This window comes from Candidatus Thiodiazotropha endolucinida, assembly GCF_001715975.1.
In the GTDB taxonomy this organism is placed as follows: domain Bacteria; phylum Pseudomonadota; class Gammaproteobacteria; order Chromatiales; family Chromatiaceae; genus Thiodiazotropha; species Thiodiazotropha endolucinida.
The window spans coordinates 46,539-69,065 of sequence record NZ_MARB01000001.1; the positions used below are offsets into that span (position 1 = coordinate 46,539).

General features: G+C 51.7%; 19 protein-coding genes and 1 tRNA gene. 8 read left to right on the forward strand and 12 right to left on the reverse strand.

The features are described 5' to 3' along the window. Positions 1-97: 97 nt before the first annotated feature. From CODIS_RS00230 to CODIS_RS00250, 5 genes are all read right to left on the reverse strand, one after another. Positions 98-2,446 carry an ATP-binding protein gene (locus tag CODIS_RS00230; protein ID WP_069120015.1) on the reverse strand — a complete coding sequence of 783 codons (2,349 nt, stop codon included), beginning with the start codon at positions 2,444-2,446 and terminating at the stop codon, positions 98-100. Positions 2,447-2,448: 2 nt separating this feature from the next. Continuing rightward, positions 2,449-2,991: a YfiR family protein gene (locus CODIS_RS00235; protein WP_069120020.1), complete on the reverse strand. Its 543-nt coding sequence runs from the start codon at positions 2,989-2,991 to the stop codon at positions 2,449-2,451. 160 nt (positions 2,992-3,151) lie between these two features. After that, positions 3,152-5,125, reverse strand: a complete 1,974-nt coding sequence (locus tag CODIS_RS00240; RefSeq protein WP_162420054.1) for a TonB-dependent receptor plug domain-containing protein — start codon at positions 5,123-5,125, stop codon at positions 3,152-3,154. A 589-nt stretch (positions 5,126-5,714) separates the two neighbouring features. Then, positions 5,715-6,128 carry a response regulator gene (locus tag CODIS_RS00245; RefSeq protein ID WP_069120030.1) on the reverse strand — a complete coding sequence of 138 codons (414 nt, stop codon included), beginning with the start codon at positions 6,126-6,128 and terminating at the stop codon, positions 5,715-5,717. A gap of 50 nt (positions 6,129-6,178) precedes the next feature. Next, positions 6,179-8,185, reverse strand: a complete 2,007-nt coding sequence (locus CODIS_RS00250) for a CHASE domain-containing protein (RefSeq protein ID WP_069120033.1) — start codon at positions 8,183-8,185, stop codon at positions 6,179-6,181. Between the two features lie 229 nt (positions 8,186-8,414). On the opposite strand from CODIS_RS00250, the gene CODIS_RS00255 reads away from it, so the two are divergent. Further along, a complete protein-coding gene (locus CODIS_RS00255) occupies positions 8,415-8,999 on the forward strand; it encodes a rhodanese-like domain-containing protein (RefSeq protein ID WP_235615085.1) in 585 nt (194 codons plus the stop codon). Between the two features lie 139 nt (positions 9,000-9,138). Here CODIS_RS00255 and CODIS_RS00260 read toward each other — a convergent pair. The 5 genes from CODIS_RS00260 to rpsU all read right to left on the reverse strand — a co-directional run bounded on the left by CODIS_RS00260 (position 9,139) and on the right by rpsU (position 13,742). Beyond that, positions 9,139-9,215 (reverse strand) — tRNA-Ile (locus CODIS_RS00260). A 74-nt stretch (positions 9,216-9,289) separates the two neighbouring features. Then, positions 9,290-11,122 (reverse strand): RNA polymerase sigma factor RpoD, encoded by a 1,833-nt coding sequence (gene rpoD, locus CODIS_RS00265; RefSeq protein WP_069120040.1) that lies wholly within the window; start codon positions 11,120-11,122, stop codon positions 9,290-9,292. A 111-nt stretch (positions 11,123-11,233) separates the two neighbouring features. Beyond that, positions 11,234-12,982 (reverse strand): DNA primase, encoded by a 1,749-nt coding sequence (dnaG, locus tag CODIS_RS00270; protein WP_069120044.1) that lies wholly within the window; start codon positions 12,980-12,982, stop codon positions 11,234-11,236. 67 nt (positions 12,983-13,049) lie between these two features. After that, the gene (locus CODIS_RS00275) at positions 13,050-13,493 is read right to left on the reverse strand and encodes a GatB/YqeY domain-containing protein (protein WP_069120054.1); all 444 of its coding nucleotides are present in this window, start codon (positions 13,491-13,493) and stop codon (positions 13,050-13,052) included. Positions 13,494-13,526: 33 nt separating this feature from the next. Next, positions 13,527-13,742, reverse strand: a complete 216-nt coding sequence (rpsU, locus tag CODIS_RS00280) for a 30S ribosomal protein S21 (RefSeq protein ID WP_069120837.1) — start codon at positions 13,740-13,742, stop codon at positions 13,527-13,529. 119 nt (positions 13,743-13,861) lie between these two features. On the opposite strand from rpsU, the gene tsaD reads away from it, so the two are divergent. Then, positions 13,862-14,896, forward strand: coding sequence for a tRNA (adenosine(37)-N6)-threonylcarbamoyltransferase complex transferase subunit TsaD (gene tsaD / locus CODIS_RS00285; RefSeq protein WP_069120055.1), 1,035 nt, complete (start codon positions 13,862-13,864; stop codon positions 14,894-14,896). 4 nt (positions 14,897-14,900) lie between these two features. On the opposite strand, the gene epmB is transcribed toward tsaD, so the two are convergent. Then, positions 14,901-15,956 carry an EF-P beta-lysylation protein EpmB gene (gene epmB / locus CODIS_RS00290; protein WP_083220443.1) on the reverse strand — a complete coding sequence of 352 codons (1,056 nt, stop codon included), beginning with the start codon at positions 15,954-15,956 and terminating at the stop codon, positions 14,901-14,903. Here epmB and efp point away from each other — a divergent pair. The 6 genes from efp to CODIS_RS00320 all read left to right on the forward strand — a co-directional run bounded on the left by efp (position 15,955) and on the right by CODIS_RS00320 (position 21,591). Continuing rightward, positions 15,955-16,527, forward strand: coding sequence for an elongation factor P (efp, locus tag CODIS_RS00295; protein WP_069120840.1), 573 nt, complete (start codon positions 15,955-15,957; stop codon positions 16,525-16,527). The genes epmB and efp overlap by 2 nt on opposite strands. Before the next feature lie 8 nt (positions 16,528-16,535). Continuing rightward, entirely contained in the window at positions 16,536-17,519 is a 984-nt protein-coding gene (gene epmA, locus CODIS_RS00300) for an EF-P lysine aminoacylase EpmA (RefSeq protein ID WP_069120062.1), read from the forward strand. A gap of 328 nt (positions 17,520-17,847) precedes the next feature. Next, positions 17,848-19,512 carry a L,D-transpeptidase family protein gene (locus CODIS_RS00305; protein WP_069120066.1) on the forward strand — a complete coding sequence of 555 codons (1,665 nt, stop codon included), beginning with the start codon at positions 17,848-17,850 and terminating at the stop codon, positions 19,510-19,512. Positions 19,513-19,700: 188 nt separating this feature from the next. Beyond that, positions 19,701-20,270, forward strand: a complete 570-nt coding sequence (gene mepK, locus CODIS_RS00310) for a peptidoglycan L,D-endopeptidase MepK (RefSeq protein ID WP_069120072.1) — start codon at positions 19,701-19,703, stop codon at positions 20,268-20,270. A gap of 174 nt (positions 20,271-20,444) precedes the next feature. Continuing rightward, positions 20,445-20,780: an ArsR/SmtB family transcription factor gene (locus tag CODIS_RS00315; protein WP_162420056.1), complete on the forward strand. Its 336-nt coding sequence runs from the start codon at positions 20,445-20,447 to the stop codon at positions 20,778-20,780. Next, on the forward strand, positions 20,749-21,591 hold the full coding sequence (locus CODIS_RS00320; RefSeq protein ID WP_201258991.1) for an arsenite methyltransferase: 843 nt from the start codon (positions 20,749-20,751) through the stop codon (positions 21,589-21,591). The genes CODIS_RS00315 and CODIS_RS00320 overlap by 32 nt, the downstream gene beginning before the upstream one ends. Before the next feature lie 23 nt (positions 21,592-21,614). On the opposite strand, the gene asd is transcribed toward CODIS_RS00320, so the two are convergent. Next, positions 21,615-22,526 carry an archaetidylserine decarboxylase gene (gene asd / locus CODIS_RS00325; protein WP_201258992.1) on the reverse strand — a complete coding sequence of 304 codons (912 nt, stop codon included), beginning with the start codon at positions 22,524-22,526 and terminating at the stop codon, positions 21,615-21,617. Between the last annotated feature and the right edge of the window lies 1 nt (position 22,527).

Below are 22,527 nucleotides of genomic sequence, written 5' to 3' on the forward strand. Positions count from 1 at the left end.
GAATCCCGGCTGATGTCGGGATTTTGGTGTGCTGAAAGATTTGTTGATATCAGAATATTGGGAATGAATAACTTGCTTTGTACATCTTGTAGGTCAATCAATGTTTTACCTTATTAGGAAAGTATTGCCTGAATTGGTCTGTTTGCTCTAATAATGCGATGACACATCGGTCGATCTGATCCGATTGTACTGATTTTTGTTTTAATGCTGTTTTCAGGGTGACTGCTTCCTCGTATATTGAAGAAGCACCGCTCGTGCTGGCCGAACCTTCCAGCTTGTGGGCTGTTTGGTATAAGGCCATACGGTCCCCTGCAGAACAGGCCTCTTTCAAAGCGTCTTCACAACCTGGTAGCATTTCAAGGAATTCATCAAGTATCAGTTCGGCAGTCTTATTATCATTTGCGACACTGGCCAGTGCCGTCTGTTGGTCATAGATGGCTGAATCACCATCGATCTCTGAATGGGGCAATTGCTCATCTGCCGGATTATACAGGTGCCCTGTCCATTTACTCACGATCCTATAAAGCTGATCAGGTAGATAGGGTTTTGTCAGCAAGTCATCCATTCCTGCATCGAATACATCCTCTTTTTTTTGGGGCAACACATGAGCTGTAACGGCAACGATCGGTAGCTGTCTTGAATCATGTGTCTCACGAATTTTTCTGGTTGCCTCAATGCCACTCATTTTAGGCATTTCCAAATCCATGAGGATGAGATCGAATTCCCGGCTGTCGATTGCTTCCAGTGCCTCTAATGCGCTTGTTACCGCAACCACCTGCGCACCTTTTTTGAGCAGCAGTGCTTTGGCCAATGTCAGGTTCACATTACTGTCGTCAACGACAAGAATAGTCAACTTATCGAAAAGCGAGTCTGTTTTGTCGATGCCATCCGGTGGTACAAGCAGATTTGCCGTAATATTGGGTATGTCTGGCAATTGCTCAATGCCTCCTGTCTTCTTTGCCGTATTCAGATGAATACGGGTAACGAAAGTCGATCCTTCGTCAGGCTTGCTGGTTAATGTTATTTCACCCTCCATTAGATCAACAAGGCGTTGAGCAATAACCAGGCCGAGACCGGTTCCCCCATAATTGCGTGTGATTGAGCCATCACACTGTTGAAAAGGTTGGAAAAGCTGGGACTGCTGTTGCTGGCTGATACCGATACCCGTGTCACTGACAGTGATGCGGATTGTAACCTCATCGCCCTGTTGATCTTCTTTATCTATCTTGATCCTGATACTACCCTCGTCGGTGAACTTTATTGCATTGCCGACCAGGTTGATGAGTATCTGGCGTATTTTGGCAGGGTCGCCATAGAGCAGTGGTGGCACATCATCAGCAACGGATGATGTGAGGGTGATATCTTTTTCCAGGGCCTTGGGGGCAAATAGCATCTCAACACCATGGGCCAGGTTTTCCATGACGAAATTACTGTACTCCAGGGTGACTTTGCCAGCCTCCATCTTGGAAAAGTTGAGTATGTCATCAATGATTTCAAGTAAGCCTTGAGCAGAACTGATGATGATGTCTATGTACTCTCGCTGTTGTTCATTCAAAGTTGTTTTTTTCAATAAATGCCCGAAACCAATGACACCGCTCATCGGTGTGCGGATCTCGTGGCTCATGGTGGCCAGGAAGTCACTCTTAGCCTGGCTGGCGGCCTCAGCTTCGTTTTTTGCAGTATTCAACTGGTGAGTTCTCTCGGTCACCTGGCGTTCTAAATCCTGATGATATGCCGATAGTTTACTATCATGCCTCTGAATGCGATCAAGCATGGCATTAAAGCCATCGACCAAACTTCCCAATTCATCATTGCTCAGCCGTTTTGCACGGTGGGAAAAATCTCTCTTGACTGCGATCTTTTTCATGGTGCGAAGCAGTTGTTGTACAGGCCTTGAGATCACCCGTTGAAAACGATTGGAGAGCCAGAATGCGAACAGCATAGAGACAATGAATACACCCAGAACCATAAGTGATTGATGAAGCAGGACGGAATGAGCCCTACTCATATCGCCGACAATGTGCAGATAACCGATATTCTCGCCATCGAGTAAGATCTTTTCTTTGATTGCAACCAGCTTAAAATAGGAACCAATCCCTGATCTGTCATTACTGAAATCCAAGGTGGATTTGTAATTCTCTGATTGGTATCTGGCAAAGGAATCGCCGTTATTGAGAAAAATCGTGGCTTCAACAACATCCTTTTGTGTGGACAGTGTGGCCAATATATCTTTAGCGGTACTTTGATCATCGAAGGTGATGGCTGCACTGCTGTTTGCACCAAGCAATATGGCAAGAGATTGCAGGCGGGCAGCAGTTTCTCCTCGGGCGGAGTTTATCTCAACAATCATGAATAATAATAAACTGAGCAGCAGAACAGATGCTGTCGTTACCAGAATGATGGCTTCAAGCTTGTGCTTTATTGAGGCATTTCGTAACAGATACATAATTACGGCCCGCCGACAACAATAGCCAGTTTAAGCAGACGTGAGCTGAGATCCAATCCCGCTTCACGGGTAATATGCAGGTTGACTTTGAATCGTATCCGACCATCTCTTTGGTAGAGCTCGATCATTCCACCTGATTCGGCAAAACCCGGTATTTCACTGACAGTCAGTATTGGTTTAACCTGAAGTAAATCCGTAATCTCAATCGCTTCGTACTTGAGCGAATTGGCCAAATAGAGGACATGACAAACATCCAATTGGTCTGTTTCCTGTTTTTGCATGATTTGTACAGGATGTTCTCTGAGCGTTTTACCATTGAGTCGACTGAGGGTATTTGCCAATTCATCATAACCAATGGAACATATTTTTAGTGACGGCTTGTCCTCCGACCATTTTCCATCTGGCCAGCGAGCGAATTTCGCGAAGTTGAAGATAAAGGCTGCCTTCAGTAAATTCTCTTCACCTTGTTGTTGCTCTGCGAATGCCGCAAAATTTATACAACCAAGTGCTAGGAGTGTTATAAGAGTCAACAGCCTTGTCGTCACTTCAGTCTATCCAGTTCACATGAGCCAGTATGGCAGATTAATCCATTATCCATGGCGCGAAATATACATAACCATTGATTTACTGATTAAATAGCTCTGTGCTAATAATCAGAATAATTATCTTATTCCCAAGAAACAATTCCATATCACCAATCCAGTATCACTCATAGCGTTCACTATTGACCTTATATTTGATCTCAGCATATAAACTTCGTTCTGGCAGTATCAGGTCATCGGTTACTGAAGGTGCCGTGTATTCCCTTGCATCCTCATCGAATAGGTTCCGGATTGAAAATGCGAACTCCCAAGCATTCAGCCCGGTGTATCGCAGTGTCGTATCGGTGAGGGTATAGTCATCGAGTGATGATCTTGAGTCATTGCTGCGTCGTTCCCTTTCACCGATCCAGTTTGTCTGCATGTTCAGGTTCCAATCTGGGCGGAAATTCCAGTCAACCCGCGCATAGGCATCTTGTTTCGGCTCATCAATGGCACGAAACTGGTTATTGTCGGGATTGCGTATTGTATAGTTTGCTGAGAGTCTCAGAGTTTTTGCAGCTTGCCATTTAGCCTCCAGTTCAATGCCTTGAATTGTGTGATTACCGGTGTTTTGGAATCGCCGGTCACTCTCTCCGGGCGAGGTTATGGCGCGGATAAAATCAGACTGCTGCAGATTATAAAGATTAATAGCGATATTCAGATCGTTACTTGGAATGTAGGATAGGATCAGCTCCACTGTTTCAGATCGTTCCGGATCCAGGTCGGGATTCGGTCTTGAGAATGATGTTTCAGCGAACAACTCCTGAAAGGACGGCGGGCGAAACGCCCTTCCATAAAGCAATTTTGTAGTGAACCTATCTGAAACCTGCCAAACAAGAGCCAGTCGAGGATTTAGTGTATCGCCGAAATCGGAATAATCGTCATATCTGACACCTGCGGTTAATTGCCAGTTGTCACTGAATGACCAAACATCCTGTAGAAACAGATACCGAATCGAGCGTGTCTTTTCAGGGGCGAAAGCATACGGTGTGTTTGAGACATCAACAAGCGGACTGCCTGGCGGCAGTGGATTGCCATCTGGCCCGATTCCCATATTTATCAGTTGCTTGACCAAATAGAGGTCTTGCCAGGTATAGCCCAGACCAAGTCGCAGCGCATGTTTATCGACCCCTGTGAAAAGACCGCTGGCCTCGAAACTGAGCCTACGTTCAGCTGATTGCATTTGATTGATAACCCCTTGCGGGTAATCGCCGTTGAATGCACCGGGCGGACGTTCCTGAAAACCATCACCTGAGGTGTAATCCAGATCCTGGTATCGCAATTCTGCATCGATTCCCCAGTCGTTGCTGAAATCGGGATCGTTATAGAGCAGATCGAGATTGAATCGGCTATCTTCTGCTGTTGTCAGAGGATCCAGAACACCTGCCCCTGTTAGACCAACTTTCAGGTCGCTATGCTTCATGTAGTCAACACGCAGTTGCCAATCGTCTTTCGCCACTGAGAGTCTGATGTCCTGATTCTTCCAGTCGAATTGGGCATTGTCCGGTGCAAGGGAGACCATACTACCCAGTGCAGCATCCTGTTGTGTCTGGCCATCTGCTGCAACAAACGGGTCGTGTCCATCGGTCGTGGCCAGGTTGATGGTGAGACCGATATCAAATCCGTTCCAGCTGTTTCCATATTGCAACCACCCGGTGTTGGAATTGAAACTCCCACTCCTCAGGCCCATCTCATTGTGGTTTATCTTTGCTGCGGTTTTCGTAATGACATTAATAACGCCTGCAGAGGCATCAGCGCCGAAAAGGGCAGAACCGGGGCCACGTATTATTTCCACTCTGTCGATAATACTGCTCGGTATTCCTTTCCAGAAAATACCGAATCCCCACATCAGGTCCCGCATCGAAGTGCCATTGATCATCAGCAAGGTCTGATTGGCGTTGGTGCCGCGAAATTGTATCAATGGCCTGAATGCAAACTGATTGGCTCTGACATGTATACCAGGGACGCTCTCCAGGATGTCCACAAGGTTGGTGGCGCCAGTTGCCTCGATGTCTTCCACAGTGATAACGGATACTGCAGCGGGTGCTTGCGAAACGGTTTGCTTGGTATCGGTTGAGATTGTTATCTCCATTTCCATCAGCTGTTCCAAACTTAAGGAGAGGAAATGGTCTAATTGCTGATCACGCATAGCCTGAGCAGTGGTGCTTAATATAAGACCGACAACAATTGGGATAAGCTTGGTATTGATCATATGCAGCGGGAATTAAAATCCTTTTCCGGGCTTATCAGACCTGGATGACTAGAGAGAGGATATTTGTCTGGGAGCAGATTTTCCGATAACCATTGTTTTGCTTTAAATATGACCGGATATAAGGGGCAACCCCATTCAGCTGTGGATAGTCTGATCATGATACATCCTTGATTATTGTCGTTCTGTCTTCTCTAGGTATTCTTTAAAAAAAGCAATTTTCTGATACTGATAAAAAATGGATGCAAAGCCGGATGGAAGTTAGCGCATTCCCAAGAAAACCATTGCTCGTTCAGTGAGATAGTCTTATGAGAGGAATGGTCGATGACAGCGTCAAGCCTTTTGTCAGATGCCTGTTTGTGGAGTGCGCCAACCTGCCTGCCCCATAGCCGAATAATAGCATTATTTAGCGTTTATACTTGCTGATTCCCAAAATATGATGTGTTTCTATCCGTCGGGAAAAGCAGTCGCCCGTTGTTTACTCCCAGAGTGCGAGGATGGTGGCTATAGCGCGTGTAAATTCGTCAAATGAATGAGGTTTGACGATGTAATCGTCAACCTCAAACTCAAACGCAGCAGCACGGTCTTTCGGTTCGTTGGATGATGTCAGCACGATGATGCGCAGTGAATCGAGTTCGGGGTCGTTGCGCAGTTCCTGCAAAAACTCGAATCCACTCATTTTGGGAAGATTGAGGTCCAGCAGTGTGAGTGCCGGTAAGGGGTTGATTTTCTTGACGTCATTTGTACCTCGCAGCATGTCGAGGGCTTCTAGTCCTGTTCTGGCGATCAGTAAAGGATTGCTGATATTGTTTTTTTGCAAGGCGCGCTGAACGGTCATGATGTCGACTCGATCATCTTCTATCAGCAGGATTGTTTCATCTTTGTTCAGCATGATTCAGGATACTTCTTTCTCAGTATGTGGAATAGGATCTCAATCTCAGCTTACTCGGACGGGCTGACTTTTGGCCAGGTAAAATAGAAGCATGCTCCTTCCCCGGGTTCTGATCTTAATTTTATGGTGCCTCCATGCTCTTCGACAATCTTTTTTACCAGCGCCAGGCCAATGCCGGTACTGCTTTCCAAATCACTTGATTCCAGTGTTTGGAATATCAGGAAAATCTTTTTGTGGTATTGTGGTGCAATACCTTGGCCATCATCACAAACTGAAAATTGGTAAAATTGATCTAACTCGTCACACTTGATCCGTATCTTCCCCTTCTTTCCGCCATGATGCATCAGGCTGTTGCTGATCAGGTTGGAAAGGACTTGTACAAGCTGCAGGCGATCAGTATTCAGAGTGGGCATCTTGCCTTTGATCTTGATAGAAAATCTATCAGAAGTGGAGAGGGAGTCGATAATCTCCTCTACCAGCTCCTGTGTGTCCACCAGGCTCTCCGGGTCGGAGCTCCGGCCGACCCTTGAGTACTCTAGCAATCCCTCTATGAGATCATGCATTCTTTTGACGCGGTCACGGAGCAGGGCAAGTTGTTCTTTAGCCGCATCGTCCAGTTTGTCATGGAGGTCCTCCTCGATCCATTGGGCAAGATTCGATACCGCTCGTAAAGGCGCCTTCAGGTCATGCGATGTGACGTAGGCGAACTGTTCGAGGTATTGAGCTCTGCGCTCAGCCTCTGCCGTACGGTTGGCAATATGGTGTTCCAGGGTTTCATTGAGCCTCTGTAACTCCTGCTCAGCCGATTTGCGCTCGATTACCTCCTGATTCAGTGCCTGCACTACTTCCCATAGTTGTGCTGTTCTCTCCTCGACTTCCAGTCTGACCTGTCTCGCTCGTCCGACGAGTGTTGCGATATAGATCGTGAACAGCAGAGTGAAAGCCAGACTCCCAAAGAAGATGACCCAACTGCTCCACGTGTCTGCCGTGAACTTGTCCGATGCGCTGTTACATACTATTTTCCATTGCTGAGTTCCGACATTTATCTCCTGAGCGTAGGAGATTTCTTGGTTAATGTCACTATCAGTAACCGTTGAACTGTCTCGCAATCGGGTATGATGGCTATAGAGTAGGCGTCCTTCCTCATCCTCGTCGCTTTGGTAGAAGTGGATGTCTATCCCGCCTGGAAGGAGACTTTCCAATGCGCGTTCTATAATCTCGCCGATATAGAACACACCAATGGCGAATCCTCTGATTGTTGCATTCGCCTGGGGGGACTCTTCGTTTGTATTATCAGCATTGAAGAAGACAGGTGCGGCAACCATGATTCCGGTCTTCCTTTCACCATCGTCATTTAGGTAAATACCGGGAGACACCTGGATTTCACGCGTGATTTCCGCTTCGCTGAACAGATTGGAGGCGGTGGGGTCGATCCCCATGTTGAGACCGAGCAATTGTTTATTGTACTGGTAGGGTTGTATATAGAGAATCGGGTAGTAGAACAGCCGACGCGGACTTTTGTTGAGCATACCGGAGTCATCCATTTCCAGGATCTCAAATGGAGGAAAACTCTGCCGGGCTTCTTCGATGAATGTCTGACGCATCTCGTCAGTAACGACAGGGACCCATTCCAGAGTTTTTATTCCGGCCTGGTTCTTCAATGCCGGACCGACGAATTTTCGAAATTCGCGCCGACCGACGATTTCGGAAGCTTCAAAAAAACTGGCAATGTCGAGAACAATACGCAGCGAGTGTTTGATTTCACGTTGGATCACCAGGATTCTGTCCTGGGAGGCCTCTCTGAACGCAATTTCAACCTGGTTTTTTTCCCATCGCATTGATTGCACGAACAGCATGATGGTTATTGTAAGACCCAGTATGGCTACCAGCACTACCGGAAAATAACCCCACCAGATTGATTTTGGGTCGGATCCCCTCTTGGTCTTCGGCTGAGTCGGGATCTGTGCAAGATATCGCTCGGTAAGGCGTTGTTTGATGCGTACTGTGGCAGCATTCAACTTTTCAACGAGATGTTTGATTTCGTGCGATGTTGCCATCTTGGTTGATATATCGAGTTTATTTACCGTTAGCAGTCGATACTAACCTTTGAGCCTAGTGAGCTGTCGTCGAGAGGTCAAATGTTTTGATCTGTGAATTGATATAATCTCCATTGAAATTCAGATCGACAGGATGATCCCTATGGGAAAACAAAAGATATCAGTATTAATTTCAAGCCTGTTTGCGGTGTCGTTGACGGCCATATCTAGTGCAGCAGCCTTAGAGGTCATGATTACTCCCGAGATTGGGGAGTTCAGTGTCAAGCATGCGGGTAAGGAGCTGATGATACGCCGCAACCAGGATACCGACGCCCTGCTCGAATTCGATTTTGCCCGCACTTCACGACCATGCCCTCCCTTTTGTGCGCAACCGATACAAGTGACGGACGGCGTCAATACCATCGGTGAGGTTGAACTGATCGCATTCATGAAAACAGCACTGAATGAGGGCAGTGGCCTGTTGATCGATGCCAGGACCCCTGACTGGCATGAACGCGGCACCATTCCAGGGTCGATCAATGTCCCCTTTACCCATCTAAATCCCGATCAGGGCGCGGATGAAATCACCTTGGAGGAGTCACTGATACTGTTTGGCGCTACCATGAAAGGCAAGAACCGGGATTTCACTGAAGCCAAAACCTTGGTGTTGTGGTGTAACGGGCCTTGGTGCGGTCAGTCACCCACGGCGATCCGCGGCTTGCTCAGCATCGGCTATCCTGCGGAAAAGCTGTATTACTACCGTGGTGGTATGCAACTATGGCAGGTGTTCGGGTTACCCGTTGTCACGCCTGAAGGGGAATTGGTGGATCAATGAATCGCTGGTAGGTGCCATACCAATCAAATTGCCGAATTAAGGCAGCCACGGCCGACCGAGTTCAGAGTCAGAGTTACAAATTAGGATTTGAAAAAGATTATCTCAACAGAGAAACCGGTATCAATGTAATCAATGTTATTGGTGGGCCCACTAGGACTCGAACCTAGGACCAAGGGATTATGAGTCCCCTGCTCTAACCAACTGAGCTATGGGCCCGGAATCGGCGGGATTGTAGCAGATCCCGGCGCAAAAACAGCAGTTTTTGCCGTCGTTGCACTGGGATCCTGTAATCAATCGCTGTCGAGGAAGCTGCGGAGGCGATCTGAGCGCGAAGGGTGACGCAGTTTGCGCAGTGCCTTGGCTTCGATCTGGCGGATACGTTCCCGGGTGACATCGAACTGTTTGCCCACCTCTTCGAGGGTGTGGTCGGTGTTCATGTCGATGCCGAAGCGCATGCGCAGCACTTTCGCTTCCCGGCTGGTTAATCCGGCCAGCATGTTTTGCGTCGCTTCGCCCAGGCCTTCCGCGGTGGCTGACTCGATGGGGGAGACCACGCCGGAATCCTCGATAAAATCACCCAGGTGGGAATCCTCATCGTCACCGATCGGTGTCTCCATGGAGATCGGTTCCTTGGCGATCTTGAGTACTTTGCGAATCTTGTCTTCCGGCATATCCATGCGTTCTGCCAGCTCTTCCGGTGTGGCTTCGCGGCCCATCTCCTGAATCATCTGCCGGGAGATGCGATTCAGTTTGTTGATGGTCTCTATCATATGCACCGGTATACGGATGGTGCGCGCCTGATCGGCGATAGAACGGGTAATGGCCTGACGAATCCACCAGGTCGCATAGGTTGAAAATTTGTAACCGCGGCGATACTCGAACTTGTCCACCGCCTTCATCAGGCCGATATTGCCTTCCTGAATGAGGTCGAGAAACTGCAGTCCACGGTTGGTGTATTTCTTCGCAATGGAGATAACCAGGCGCAGGTTTGCTTCCACCATCTCTTTCTTGGCGCGGCGTGCCTTGGCCTCGCCGATCGACATCTTGCGATTGGTTTCTTTGATTTCACCAATGGTCAACAGGCAGTCGCTCTCAATGCCGACAAGGCGTTTTTGCGCACGAATGATCTCGTCGGCATGCTCTTTGAGGGCTTCCGAATGAGGCTTGCCTTTATTGATCTGGTCGATGATCCAGTCGAGATTGGTCTCATTGTCGGGAAACGATGCGATAAACTCTTTGCGGGGCATGCGTGCCTTTTCGACGCAAAGGTTCATGATGATGCGTTCCTGGTTGCGGATGCGCTCAATAGTGTCTCTCAGAGTGAAGACGAGCTGATTGAAGGTGATGGGCACCAGCTTGAATTCAAGGAATGTCTCTGAAACCGCATCCTGGGCCTTTTGCGACTTGGCGCTGGCACGGCCCTGCTTCTTCAGGGCGGAGCAGAGCGAATTATATCGCTTGCGAAGTTCTTTTCCCTTTGCCGTGACCTCTTCTGGATCGGGGCCGGTGTTTTCCGGATCGTCGCTGCTGTCGTCTTCGTCATCACCGGTGCCGTTGTTGCTGCCGGCATCCTGCGGTTGCACCGGTGTGGGGATCTCATCGGGTTCGTTGGGATCGATGAAGCCGCTGGTGATGTCGGCAAGCCGTGACTCGCCGGGTTCAATCTTCTCCAGCAGTGTGCACAGCAGGTCGACGGTGGTCGGGAAGGTGGCCAATGCGGCGGAGACCTGGTGCAGGCCCTCCTCAATGCGCTTGGCGATGCGCAGTTCGCCTTCACGGGTCAGCAGTTCGACAGTACCCATTTCACGCATATACATGCGGACCGGGTCAGTGGTGCGGCCGAATTCGCTGTCGACACTGGCCAGGGCGGCAGCTGCCGCCTCGGCGGCGTCTTCATCGGCGGAGACAACCGAGTCGCTGAGGGTGTTGTCTTCCAAATCGGGTGCCGATTCATGGACCGTGATGCCCATGTCGTTGATCATGCGGACGATATCCTCGATCTGTTCAGGCTCTACAATGCCCTCAGGAAGGTGGTCATTAACTTCCGCGTAGGTGAGGAATCCCTGTTCCTTACCCTTTGCAATCAGTTGCTTTAATTGAGATTGCTGCTGTTCCTGGTTCATCTTTTACCTTGTAGTCAGACGAGGTGTACAACACTGAGACTGAACTCACCATATTAGCACACTTTCATATACTTGTACCAGCCTTGGTCTTTCTCTGAAGACCCCTGTTTCTTACTGCTCATCCTGGCTGAGGGTGCCGGGATAGCGGCGTTTCAGCTCATTAAGCAGATCATCAGACAGTTCGCTGGGACGTAGATTCCCCGGTTGCGGTCGGGAATTTTTATGAAACTGCGCATTTAATTTGAGGAGTGCATCACGTAATTCAGCCTCCTGATCCATGCCCGGCAGATCAAACCCGTAATTGGCTAATTTGTTGAGGTGATTGAAGTGCTCCGTATCTCGCCATCGTTCCAACAAAGCTGCTTTGTTAAGCGTAGGTTGGGAACGGATTATTTCAAGTAACTGTTTGAGAATGCTTATGCCGGGTGCGTCCCACTTTTGCCAATCTTTTTCAACGCTGTCTGCAATGGTGTATAGATGGGGGCAGTCGAGCAGTAATGCAATGGCCATTCGGATCGGGGTAGGGCGTTGCTGCTTTCCACTAGACACTACACTCCTTTGTCGATTCTGGTCTTTTTGCTGAACGCCTTTGTCGAGATGGCCGTCTCTGATACCCACCACCTCTTCCAGATGCTGAAACATCATGCGGCGAAACACCCCGGATGGGAGCTTTTCCAGGAGGGGGGACGCCAGTTGGGCAAGTTTTGCGCGACCATCGATACTCTCCATCTGCACCTGATCGGTAAGTTGTTGGAAGAGAAATTTAGAGAGAGGTTGGGCCTGCTCCATGCGCGCATTGAAGGCGTCGGCACCCTCTTTGCGTATCTGGGTGTCCGGGTCCTCGCCTTGGGGTAAAAAGAGGAATTTGACTTCCCGTCCATCCCGCATCAGAGGCAGGCTGGTCAGCAGTGCTTTCCAGGCCGCATCCCGACCGGCACGGTCACCGTCAAAGCAGAATACAACCTCGGGACAGGTGCGAAAAATCAATTCCAGATGGTCATGAGTGGTGGCCGTACCGAGGGTTGCAACGGCATTGAGGATGCCATGCTGGGCCAGTGCGGCCACATCCATATAGCCCTCCACCACCAATAGTCGTGCAATCTTGGCGTTTGCCTTGCGTGCCTCATACAGGCCATAGAGTTCCCGTCCTTTATGAAACAATGCGGTTTCCGGTGAGTTCAGGTATTTCGGTTTTTCATCTCCGATGGTGCGGCCGCCGAAGCCGATGGTGCGCCCCCGCCGGTCCCGGATGGGAAAGATGATGCGGTCTCGGAAGCGGTCGTAACCCTTGCTTTCCCCCTCTTGAGTCAATCCGCATTCCAGCAGTTTGGAGACGGCGGAAGTATCCTTGCCAAGTGTGGTGAGCAGATTATCCCAACCTGGAGGCGCATAACCGATACCGAAGGCGGCGGCGATTTCACCGCTCAAGCCACGTGACTTGAGATAGTCGATTGCCAGTTCCGCATTGGGATGGTTTTTGAGTTGATGGCGGTAGAAGCGGGCTGCATCCTCCATCAAGTCATACAGCGGACGCAGGTCTGGGCCTTGGTCGTACCCGGCCTCCCGGGGTACCTCGAGGCCCGCAGCGTGAGCCAGCTCTTCCACGGCCTCGACAAAACCAAGATTTTCATACTCCATGAGAAAACCGATGGCTGATCCATGGGCGCCACAGCCGAAACAGTGGTAGAACTGTTTCTGTTGACTGACGGTGAAAGAAGGGGTCTTTTCGTCGTGGAAGGGACAACGCGCCTGAAAGTCGCGGCCTGCCTTTTTAAGTGGTACGCGCCGATTGATGACATCGACAACGTCGATGCGGTTCAAAAGGTCATCGATAAACTGTGTGGGGATCTTACCGGCCATGTTTTCCTACTGGCCTTAAAGGGAATCGGCCATGGGGCAAGAATAGCTGATAATGGCCTGTTGTGGGTCAGCCTGCCAGTTTTTGTTTGACCAGGCCGCTGACCTTGCCCATATCGGCCCGGCCTTGCATCTGGGGTTTGAGCAGCCCCATGACCTTGCCCATGTGCTGCATGCCCGAGGCGTTGGTTTCGGCGATTGCATTGTCGACCATTACCAAAATTTCATCATCGCTCAGACCGGCGGGCATATAGGTCTCGATAATGGCAATCTCGCTCTTTTCCTGCTCTGCCAGCTCCTGGCGGCCTGCGCTCTCATACTGTTTGATGGAGTCGCGCCGCTGCTTGATCATCTTTTCCAGGATCGCCAATACTTGAATATCATCCAGTTCGGTGCGTTCGTCGACCTCGCGCTGCTTGATCGCGGCGGTGATCAGACGCAAGGTACCTAGACGTGACTTCTGTTTGGCCTTCATGGCGGCCTTGACGTCATCTAAGATCTGTTCTTTAAGCATCCTGGCTGACTCCTGCGGGGCAGGGGGGGATGATCAATACTGGCGTTCGAATCGACGGCTTTCGCGGGAAACCTTTTTCAGGTTGCGTTTAACGGCGGCTGCTGCCTTACGTTTGCGTTCCCAAGTGGGCTTTTCATAGAATTCCCGGCGGCGGACTTCAGCCAGTACCCCGGCCTTCTCACAGGAGCGCTTGAAACGGCGCATGGCGACTTCAAAAGGTTCGTTCTCTTTAACGCGTACGTTCGGCATCGATGTTGTTTCCTCGAATCTGTTAAGCTTCTCGACCGGTCGAAAGGCGGAGATTCTACTCATAGCCACCCCGGTTTGCAAAGGTATAGGGCTATTTTACAGCAAAAAGTGGTACAAATATGCGGGTATTAGGTATAGAAACATCCTGTGATGAGACCGGCGTGGCCGTTTACGACAGTGAAAAGGGTCTGCTGGCTCATGCCCTGCACAGCCAGGTCGATCTGCATGCCGATTATGGTGGTGTGGTGCCGGAATTGGCATCCAGGGACCATGTGCGCAAGCTTTTACCGTTGGTCCGGCAGCTGTTTCAGGATGCCGGGATCGAGGCTGCTTCACTGGACGGTGTGGCCTACACCGCGGGTCCGGGTCTGGTGGGCGCCTTGCTGGTAGGTGCATCGGTGGGGCGGAGCATGGCCTGGTCCTGGGGTATCCCGGCGATTGGCGTGCACCATATGGAAGGCCATCTTCTGGCGCCCATGCTTGAGCCTGATCCGCCGGCCTTTCCCTTCATTGCGATGCTGGTATCCGGTGGGCACACCCAGTTGGTGGAGGTGGAAGGTATGGGTCGATACCGACTGCTCGGGGATACCCTGGACGATGCGGCCGGCGAGGCCTTCGATAAGACTGCAAAGCTCTTGGGATTACCCTATCCCGGGGGACCGGAACTGGCGAAACTGGCTGAGCAGGGCGATCCTGAGCGCTTTCATTTTCCCCGGCCGATGATCGACAGACCCGGCCTCGACTTCAGTTTCAGCGGTTTGAAGACCTTTGCCCTGAATACCATCCAGCGGGCCGAGCGTGAGGAGGGGGGCGCCCTGTCGGTTCAGACCCGGGCCGATATAGCACGCGCTTTTGAAGAGGCGGTGGTCGACACCCTTTTGCTCAAGTGTCGCAGGGCTGTCAGGCAATGTGGCATCAAGACGCTGGTGCTGGCCGGTGGGGTCAGCGCCAATCGACGATTGCGTCAGCGGATCGATGTGATGATGGCGGGTGAAGAGGGGGCTGCCTACTATCCCCGTCCCAAGTTTTGTACCGATAACGGCGCCATGATCGCTTATGCCGGCTGCCGGCGCCTATTGGCCGGGGAATCCGAGGCGCTTAGGTTTTCGGTCCGCTCCCGCTGGCCCATGGAGTCGCTGGGTGGTGAGGGGTGAGACCCTAAAGCGGGCAAATCTGTATGGGTGTCTTATACAGCACACCGGCTATCTCACGCACCATTCTCGGCATCAGATAGCCTGGCAGTTCGGTCATCAACTGTTGCTGCAGTCTCAGGATGGCCGTCTTCTCCAGCTCAAAATGGGCGGCGCCCTCAACCCGGTCGAGCAGGTGCAGGTAATAGGGCAGAACACCAATCTCAAAAAGGCGATTGCTGAGCCTGACCAGGGTATCGCAGTGATCGTTCACGCCTTTCAGTAAGACCGACTGATTCAATAGGGTGACGTCCGACGCCGCCACCCTTTTCATTCCCTCTGCGACAGCGGGCGACAGCTCATTGGGGTGATTGGCATGGATTACCATCACCTTGTTGATGGGGCAACGCTTCAAAACGCTAAGCAACTCAGTTGTGATACGTTGGGGCAGGACCACCGGTAAGCGGGTGTGAATGCGCAAGCGTTTGATCTGTGGTAGCGCTTCAAGCTGCGCCAACCATCGCTCGAGTTTGTCGTCACTGATCATCAATGGGTCTCCGCCGCTCAGGATGACCTCCTCAATCGCAGGATTGGCCTCAAGATAGTCGATGATGTGGCGCCATTGACTGTTGATAGCCGTAGCGCCGGTATAGGGGTAGTGCCGGCGAAAGCAGTAGCGGCAATGGACTGCGCATGCCCCGGTGGTGATGATCAGGATACGGCCATGATACTTCTGTAACAGCCCGGGGCTTTGCCCGGCCATGTGATCCCCCACCGGGTCGGTGCTGAATCCGTCGGCCAGATCCATCTCGCCGGCACTTGGGAGAACTTGCAGCAGTAGTGGGTCATCAGGATCGCCCTTACGCATCAGTGTGGCGAAAACTTTGGGCACCCGCAGTGAGAATTGCCTACTGGCCCGGATGTGATCGGAGACTGCCGACGGTTCGATCTGTAGATATTCGAGCAGACTGGGTACGTCGGTGAAACCGTCGGCGAGGGCCTTTCGCCACCCTGGTGCCTGCACACAGGACTCAGTCTCAGGTATGATGTGCGCCGCAATTGATATGTTTCGTGAGGATGTCATGGCTAGTTATAGCACCAATGAGTTTAAGGGTGGCCTGAAAATCATGCTGGATGGGGATCCCTGCTCCATTATTGAAAACGAATTCGTAAAGCCTGGCAAAGGTCAGGCCTTCAATCGGGTCAAGATACGCAACCTGAAGACTGGCCGGGTGTTGGAAAAGACCTTCAAATCGGGTGAATCGGTTGAAGGGGCCGATGTGCATGAGACTGAAATGCAGTATCTCTACAATGATGGCGAATTCTGGCACTTCATGGATCCGGATAGTTACGAACAGGTGAGCGCCGATCAGGCTGCAGTTGCGGAGAGTGCCAAATGGTTGAAGGAGCAGGATGTCTGTCTGGTGACCCTGTGGAATGGTGCCCCGATTATTGTCGAACCGCCTAAATTCGTGATCCTGAACATCACCGACACCGACCCGGGACTTAAAGGGGACACCTCAGGGAGTGGCGGCAAGCCGGCCACCTTAGAGACCGGGGCCGTGGTGCGTGTGCCGCTGTTCGTCCAGATCGGCGAGGCAATCAAGGTGGATACCCGCAGCGGTGAGTATGTCTCACGTGCCAAGGAAGACTGACCGGTTTAATGGCCCAAACGGACGATTGGCGACCTTCCGCCTCCGTTGAGATGATTCGGGCCAGGGCGGAGATGCTGAGCCATATCCGTCGATTCTTTGATCAGATCGGTGTGATCGAGGTGGAGACACCGGTCTGTTCGCGCTTCGCCGCAACGGACCCTGCAATAGAGAGTTTCAATACCCGTTATACCGGCCCCGAGGCGGTTCAGGGTCTCGATCTTTATCTGCATACCTCCCCAGAATTCCCCATGAAGCGGTTGTTGGCGGCAGGCAGCGGTCCGATCTATCAGATCTGTAAGGTGTTCCGTAACGGTGAGCTTGGCCGGCGCCACAATCCGGAATTTTCACTTCTGGAATGGTATCGACCGGGTCTCGATTATCATCAGCTGATGGATGAGGTGGCCAATCTGATCAACAGATTGACAGCGCGGCCGCTGCAGACCGAAAAACTGACCTATGCCCAGGCATTCGAGCGTTGGCTCGGAATGAATCCCCATGCGGCCGATCTCGATCATTTGCGGCAATGTGCCGTAGATCAGGGTATTTCTGGTGCGGAGCAGCTTGCTATCGAGGGTCGTGACGGCTGGCTCGACCTGCTGCTGAGTCATTTGATCGAACCCCAGCTGGGTCAGCACGGAATGACTTTCCTGTATGACTATCCCGCGAGTCAGGCAGCCTTGGCACAGGTGCGGGAGGATAGATATCCGGTAGCGGAACGCTTCGAACTCTATATAGGCGGAATGGAGATTGCCAACGGGTTTCAGGAACTGACCAATGCCGGTCTGCAGCGAAAGCGATTCAACGAGGACAATCGCCGACGTGGATCTTCCCGGCAAGCGGAAGTGCCAATGGATGAAGCCCTGCTTGATGCGCTGGTGGCAGGGATGCCGGAGTGTTCGGGCGTTGCCTTGGGTCTGGATCGCCTGTTAATGGTTTTGACCGGCACACACGACATACGCCAGGTGGTTACATTCGATATCGGCCGGGCTTGAAATTATCACGATAATCGACCCGCTCACTGGGTGGACGGGTGCTTGGCATCGATCGCTATTCAATGCGTGGGAAGTTGTTTCCCATATTGCTCTCTTTACTGCAGATTTAACTATTTTTTACTCATTATCTGATTTCTCCTGATTAGACTCTAACCATGAATAGTAGGGGGTAAACCTGTCTTATCTCCGATACCGGACCTAAGCTTAAGCTATAGAGGCAGTCGATGGTTTGAGTCTTCGGCTGCAGATACTTCAGGGCATGGCGTGATCTTTATCATATCGACCCCGCTACTGCCCATACCAACAATGGCTTCGAATGTTTAGGAGTATGTTGAAAGGTAAAAGCAGATACTGGATTAACATTCTTCTCTGCCTGTTTATCGGCCGAGGCGAAGCGGCCGGCGTTGTCGCTATCAGACCAGCGGCTGAGTTGCTTGTGGTACCGATTGAAACGGCGCTGGAGGGTGGGCTGGCAATCGATTGGCCACAGATAGAGCGTCTTTATGACAAGCAGCGACATCGATTCATTTGGCATCATGAAGGCGAACTGACTGAGCAGGGTAGACAACTCTTTCGTTGGCTGGCAAACGCGGAGCTGGATGGATTGAATGCCGATGATTACCATCTGGATCATCTGCGTGGGTTGGTCTTCGACCCGTCACCGGAAGTCATGGTCAATCGAGAGCTGCTGCTCAGCGACGGCTATCTCAGGCTGGCCAGAGACCTGCGATTGGGACGATATGATGCACAGTCGCTCGATCCTTTCTGGATGTTTCCAAACGAGAGTTTCGATCCGGTCGATGCCTTGTCGTCTGCACTCTCCGCCGGTGCACTGGAACAGTTACTCAACGCCCTTCGACCAAACAACAGCGCCTATCTGCAGCTGAAGGATGCGCTTGCAAAGTATCGCGACATCCAAGCCAAAGGGGGCTGGTTGACCCTCCACCTCGATGACAGTTTAAGGCTGGGTGATTCGGATCCTGCAGTTGCACTCCTCAGGCAGCGGTTACAAGGGGAATCGAGCCGGACAGGAGAAATGATACCCGATCCAAACTATTTCGATACCACTCTGGCGAAGGCGGTTAAACGATTTCAGCGGCGTCTTGGGTTGGTGCCGGATGGCATCGTGGGGTCTGCCACCCTACGAGCCCTAAATGATCCGGTGGAGACACGCATCGCACAAATACGGGCGAATCTTGAACGCTGGCGCTGGCTGCCTCATGAACTGGAGCCGCAGCACCTGATGGTCAATACAGCGGGATTTGAGATTTCTCTCATGAATCGGGACCAGGTCTTGTTTCACAAGCGCACAGTGAACGGCAGGCAGGAGCGACAAACGCCCTCGTTCAGCAGCAAAGTGACACATCTGGTTATGAATCCATTGTGGACTGTGCCCCGTAGCATCGCGGTGCAGGATATACTGCCGCAGCTGCAGCAGGACAATGAGTATCTGGCGCGTAAACAGATTCGCGTCTATGAGCGTTCAGAGGGAGAATGGGGCGAGATCGATCCGGTCGGAATCGATTGGGCAAACTATCATGAAAACAATTTTCCCTTTGTCTTGAGACAGGATGCAGGCAACAGCAACAGTCTTGGGCGGATTAAATTTCATATGCCCAATGCGCACCAGATCTATCTCCATGACACCCCTGCCCGCGGCCTGTTCGAGCGGCCGAATCGGGCCTACAGCTCTGGGTGTGTCAGGGTTGAGGCAGCTGATCAGTTGGCTCAACTGCTGGTAGAGTACGCAGAGCAGCCACAGAATGTTTGGTTGCAGCAAGCCCTGCGCAGCGGTGAAACCCAGATGGCTCCGCTCGCCAAACCGATGCCGGTCTACCTTACCTACTTCACCAGTTGGGTGGACGCTGCGGGAGATATCCATTTTCGGCCCGACATCTATCAAAGAGATACCGCTTTAATGCTGGTGATGGGTGAAGGGATTGAGCATGTAACCGCTCATTATGAGAGCAGGGCGGAGAATCCCTCGCTCTAGGGCCTGCAAACACTGATCCGATCAGCCCTGGCCCTATACCCGACAGTTAAGGCATTCTGCCTTGCATTCATGTGATTCGAGTCACAGGGTTGGCTTTACCCCGCCTGAATTTGTTAACCTGCGCGTGGATTTTGTTCGGTCTCTGCCGACAATAGTGTTACTTTTCCCATCCAAGGATAGCCGCATCCATGCCGCCAACACTGATGACTCCCAACGACAATCCCAGTTTCAGCAGACGTCGCTTTCTGCGTAACTGCGCATCAATGACAGGCCTGTTGATGTCGTCGCCCTTGTTGGTGCTCGCCGCGGGTGAGAACCGCACGCTGGCGTTTCGTCATACCCATACGGGGGAGAGGGAAACGGTGACCTATTGGCGAGATGGAGAATACCAGGTCGATCGTCTGCAGATTCTCGACCGTCTGCTCAGGGATCATCGCACTGGGGAGTCAACCCGTATGGATAGGGTGCTTCTGGACATGCTCTACCAGCTGCAGCAGGCTGTCGGCACTCAGGGTGAATTCGAAATCATCTCCGCCTACCGCTCGCCTAAAACAAACAAGATGCTGCGCAACAAGAGCGGAGGAGTGGCGAAGCGGAGTCTGCATATGCAGGGTAAGGCAATCGATATCCGGCTCTGTGGCTGCGATCTTAAGACACTGCGGGATCGTGCCGTCGCCATGAAGGCGGGTGGTGTCGGTTACTATCCAAAATCCAATTTCATCCATCTCGACACCGGGCCTTTCCGTTCATGGTCATGAGTCTGCCGGTATTCATTCGAATCAATTCAGAAGCCTGTAACTAGATCGCCGTTTGCCGTTTTGCGCTGAGACGGATAATGGTTTGTTCCAAGCCGTGATTTGAAATTTAGCGGATATTGTTTTATATTTCGAAATATGTCGAATATTAGATCTAATGACAAGCAGCTTGCGGAGATGTTTAAAGCATTGGGTAACCCCCACCGTTTGCTTCTTTTTCAGCGATTGAGTCGCTGCTGTCAGCCTGGCACCCGCTGCGATCTGGAGCAGGCGATCAGCTTCAGCGTCGGGCAGCTGGGCGAGGGTATGCAGATTGCGCCTTCTACCCTGTCGCATCATTTGAAAGCACTCCACTATGCGGGTTTGATTGAGATGGAGCGGCAGGGTAAGCGTGTCAATTGCTGGATCGATCCAGGGGTATTGGACAAACTGTCGGAATTTTTCATTCCGCAAACAGAATCAGAGAATAGTGGAGAGCGTGATGCCAGATTTAACAAACAACAGTGCACCTGAAGTATCATTGACCGATCTCCAGGACAGCCATCGTCAGGAAGTGCGCAAGGCCTACGCGGAAGTGGCGTTGGCCAGCAATTCGAATGGCTGCTGCGGTGTCGAATCGAGTTGTTGCGGCGTCTCGGACGATACGGCGATCAACACCCTGATCTCAACCCGTCTGGGCTACAGCCGGGACGATCTTGCCAAAGTGCCGAGTGGTGCCGATATGGGCTTGGGATGTGGCAATCCGAAGGCGATCGCCGCTTTGCAAACGGGCGAAGTGGTGGTCGATCTGGGTTCCGGCGGCGGATTTGACTGCTTCCTGGCGGCCTCCGAAGTGGGTGATGCGGGTCATGTGATCGGTGTGGATATGACGCCCGATATGTTGTCCAAGGCACGTAATAACGCCTTACGCGGCAAATATAAGAATGTCGAGTTCAGGTTGGGTGAAATCGAGGCCCTGCCGATTGCAGATAGCAGTGCGGATGTGATCATCTCCAATTGCGTCATTAATCTTTCACCGGATAAGGGCAGGGTATTCCGGGAGGCCTTCAGGATACTCAAACCAGGGGGGCGCCTGGCCATCTCCGACGTGGTTGCCACCGTCGAAATACCGCAAGAGATGAGAAACGATCCTCAACTGGTCTCCGGATGCATGGGTAATGCGTCGTTGATCGAGGAGTTGGAGGATTTTATGGACGCGGCAGGGTTTACAGATATCAAGATCGAACCCAAGGACGAATCCCGAGAATTTATCCGTGATTGGGCACCGGGACGCGGGATCGAGGAGTATGTGGTTTCGGCAACGATCGAGGCGACCAGGCCGTGAAACCGTAACAGGTGATAATGGGGCTATGACTCCCCACCGGTAGCAGTGGCGATCGCCTCGCCCATTCTAACGGGGCTGTCCGCAATGAAATCGTCATGCCACTCGATGGCATCCTTGGCGAACAGCAGTATCACCGTGGAGCCCATGTTGAAGCGCCCCATCTCATCGCCTTTCTCCAGTTCGACACTGACAGGTGTGGCGGAGGGTTCGTAGTCCCAACTGTTTACCCGTTGTTGGAGGGGGGTGATGGTGCCGGCCCAGACAGTCTCGATGCTGGAGACAAAAATAGCACCGACAAGGATTATCGCCATGGGGCCGAAATCGGTCTCGAAAAGAGAGATCACCCGTTCATTCCTGGCAAACAGTCTGGGTACCTTCTCGCAGGTGGTCGCATTGACGCTGAACAGACGTCCGGGGACGTGGAGCATACGCTTCAATTTTCCGCTGGCAGGCATGTGCAGACGGTGATAGTCGCGCGGAGAAAGGTAGATTGTGGCGAAGTTGCCGTCTTCGAACAGGCGGTTCATCTCCGCATCGCCGCCCAGCAGCTCGAGTAGCGAGTAGTCGTGTTCCTTTGCCTGAAATAGGAATCCCGCCTCGATATCGCCCGACTGACTGAGTGTACCGTCAGCAGGCGAGGCGACCTGATTGTCCGATTGGGTGACCGGCCGTGCATCGGGATGCAATGCGCGGGTGAAGAAATCGTTGAAACTCCTGTATTGGGCAGGATCACTCTCCAACGCCTCCTGCATATCAACCTTGTACCATTTGATCACCTGACGGATGAGAAGATCTTTCACCGGTTTCAGCTCGATACGGGCAATGCTGTGCATCAAGGAGGAGAGCAGATGGTGTGGTAACAGATATTGCAGAGCCACGAACAAGGATTGCGCAATCTTTTTGCCGGTGTCCTTAGCTGTATCGGATTGATTCATA

Bases quoted from the DNA above. Each gene is read 5' to 3' on its own strand.
- CODIS_RS00230 (WP_069120015.1), bottom strand. From the start codon at position 2,446: ATGTATCTGTTACGAAATGCCTCAATAAAGCACAAGCTTGAAGCCATC.
- CODIS_RS00240 (WP_162420054.1), bottom strand. From the start codon at position 5,125: ATGGAAATGGAGATAACAATCTCAACCGATACCAAGCAAACCGTTTCG.
- CODIS_RS00245 (WP_069120030.1), bottom strand. From the start codon at position 6,128: ATGCTGAACAAAGATGAAACAATCCTGCTGATAGAAGATGATCGAGTC.
- CODIS_RS00250 (WP_069120033.1), bottom strand. From the start codon at position 8,185: ATGGCAACATCGCACGAAATCAAACATCTCGTTGAAAAGTTGAATGCT.
- CODIS_RS00255 (WP_235615085.1), top strand. From the start codon at position 8,415: ATGATTACTCCCGAGATTGGGGAGTTCAGTGTCAAGCATGCGGGTAAG.
- rpoD (WP_069120040.1), bottom strand. From the start codon at position 11,122: ATGAACCAGGAACAGCAGCAATCTCAATTAAAGCAACTGATTGCAAAG.
- dnaG (WP_069120044.1), bottom strand. From the start codon at position 12,982: ATGGCCGGTAAGATCCCCACACAGTTTATCGATGACCTTTTGAACCGC.
- CODIS_RS00275 (WP_069120054.1), bottom strand. From the start codon at position 13,493: ATGCTTAAAGAACAGATCTTAGATGACGTCAAGGCCGCCATGAAGGCC.
- rpsU (WP_069120837.1), bottom strand. From the start codon at position 13,742: ATGCCGAACGTACGCGTTAAAGAGAACGAACCTTTTGAAGTCGCCATG.
- tsaD (WP_069120055.1), top strand. From the start codon at position 13,862: ATGCGGGTATTAGGTATAGAAACATCCTGTGATGAGACCGGCGTGGCC.
- efp (WP_069120840.1), top strand. From the start codon at position 15,955: ATGGCTAGTTATAGCACCAATGAGTTTAAGGGTGGCCTGAAAATCATG.
- epmB (WP_083220443.1), bottom strand. From the start codon at position 15,956: ATGACATCCTCACGAAACATATCAATTGCGGCGCACATCATACCTGAG.
- epmA (WP_069120062.1), top strand. From the start codon at position 16,536: ATGGCCCAAACGGACGATTGGCGACCTTCCGCCTCCGTTGAGATGATT.
- CODIS_RS00305 (WP_069120066.1), top strand. From the start codon at position 17,848: ATGTTGAAAGGTAAAAGCAGATACTGGATTAACATTCTTCTCTGCCTG.
- mepK (WP_069120072.1), top strand. From the start codon at position 19,701: ATGCCGCCAACACTGATGACTCCCAACGACAATCCCAGTTTCAGCAGA.
- CODIS_RS00315 (WP_162420056.1), top strand. From the start codon at position 20,445: ATGTTTAAAGCATTGGGTAACCCCCACCGTTTGCTTCTTTTTCAGCGA.
- CODIS_RS00320 (WP_201258991.1), top strand. From the start codon at position 20,749: ATGCCAGATTTAACAAACAACAGTGCACCTGAAGTATCATTGACCGAT.
- asd (WP_201258992.1), bottom strand. From the start codon at position 22,526: ATGAATCAATCCGATACAGCTAAGGACACCGGCAAAAAGATTGCGCAA.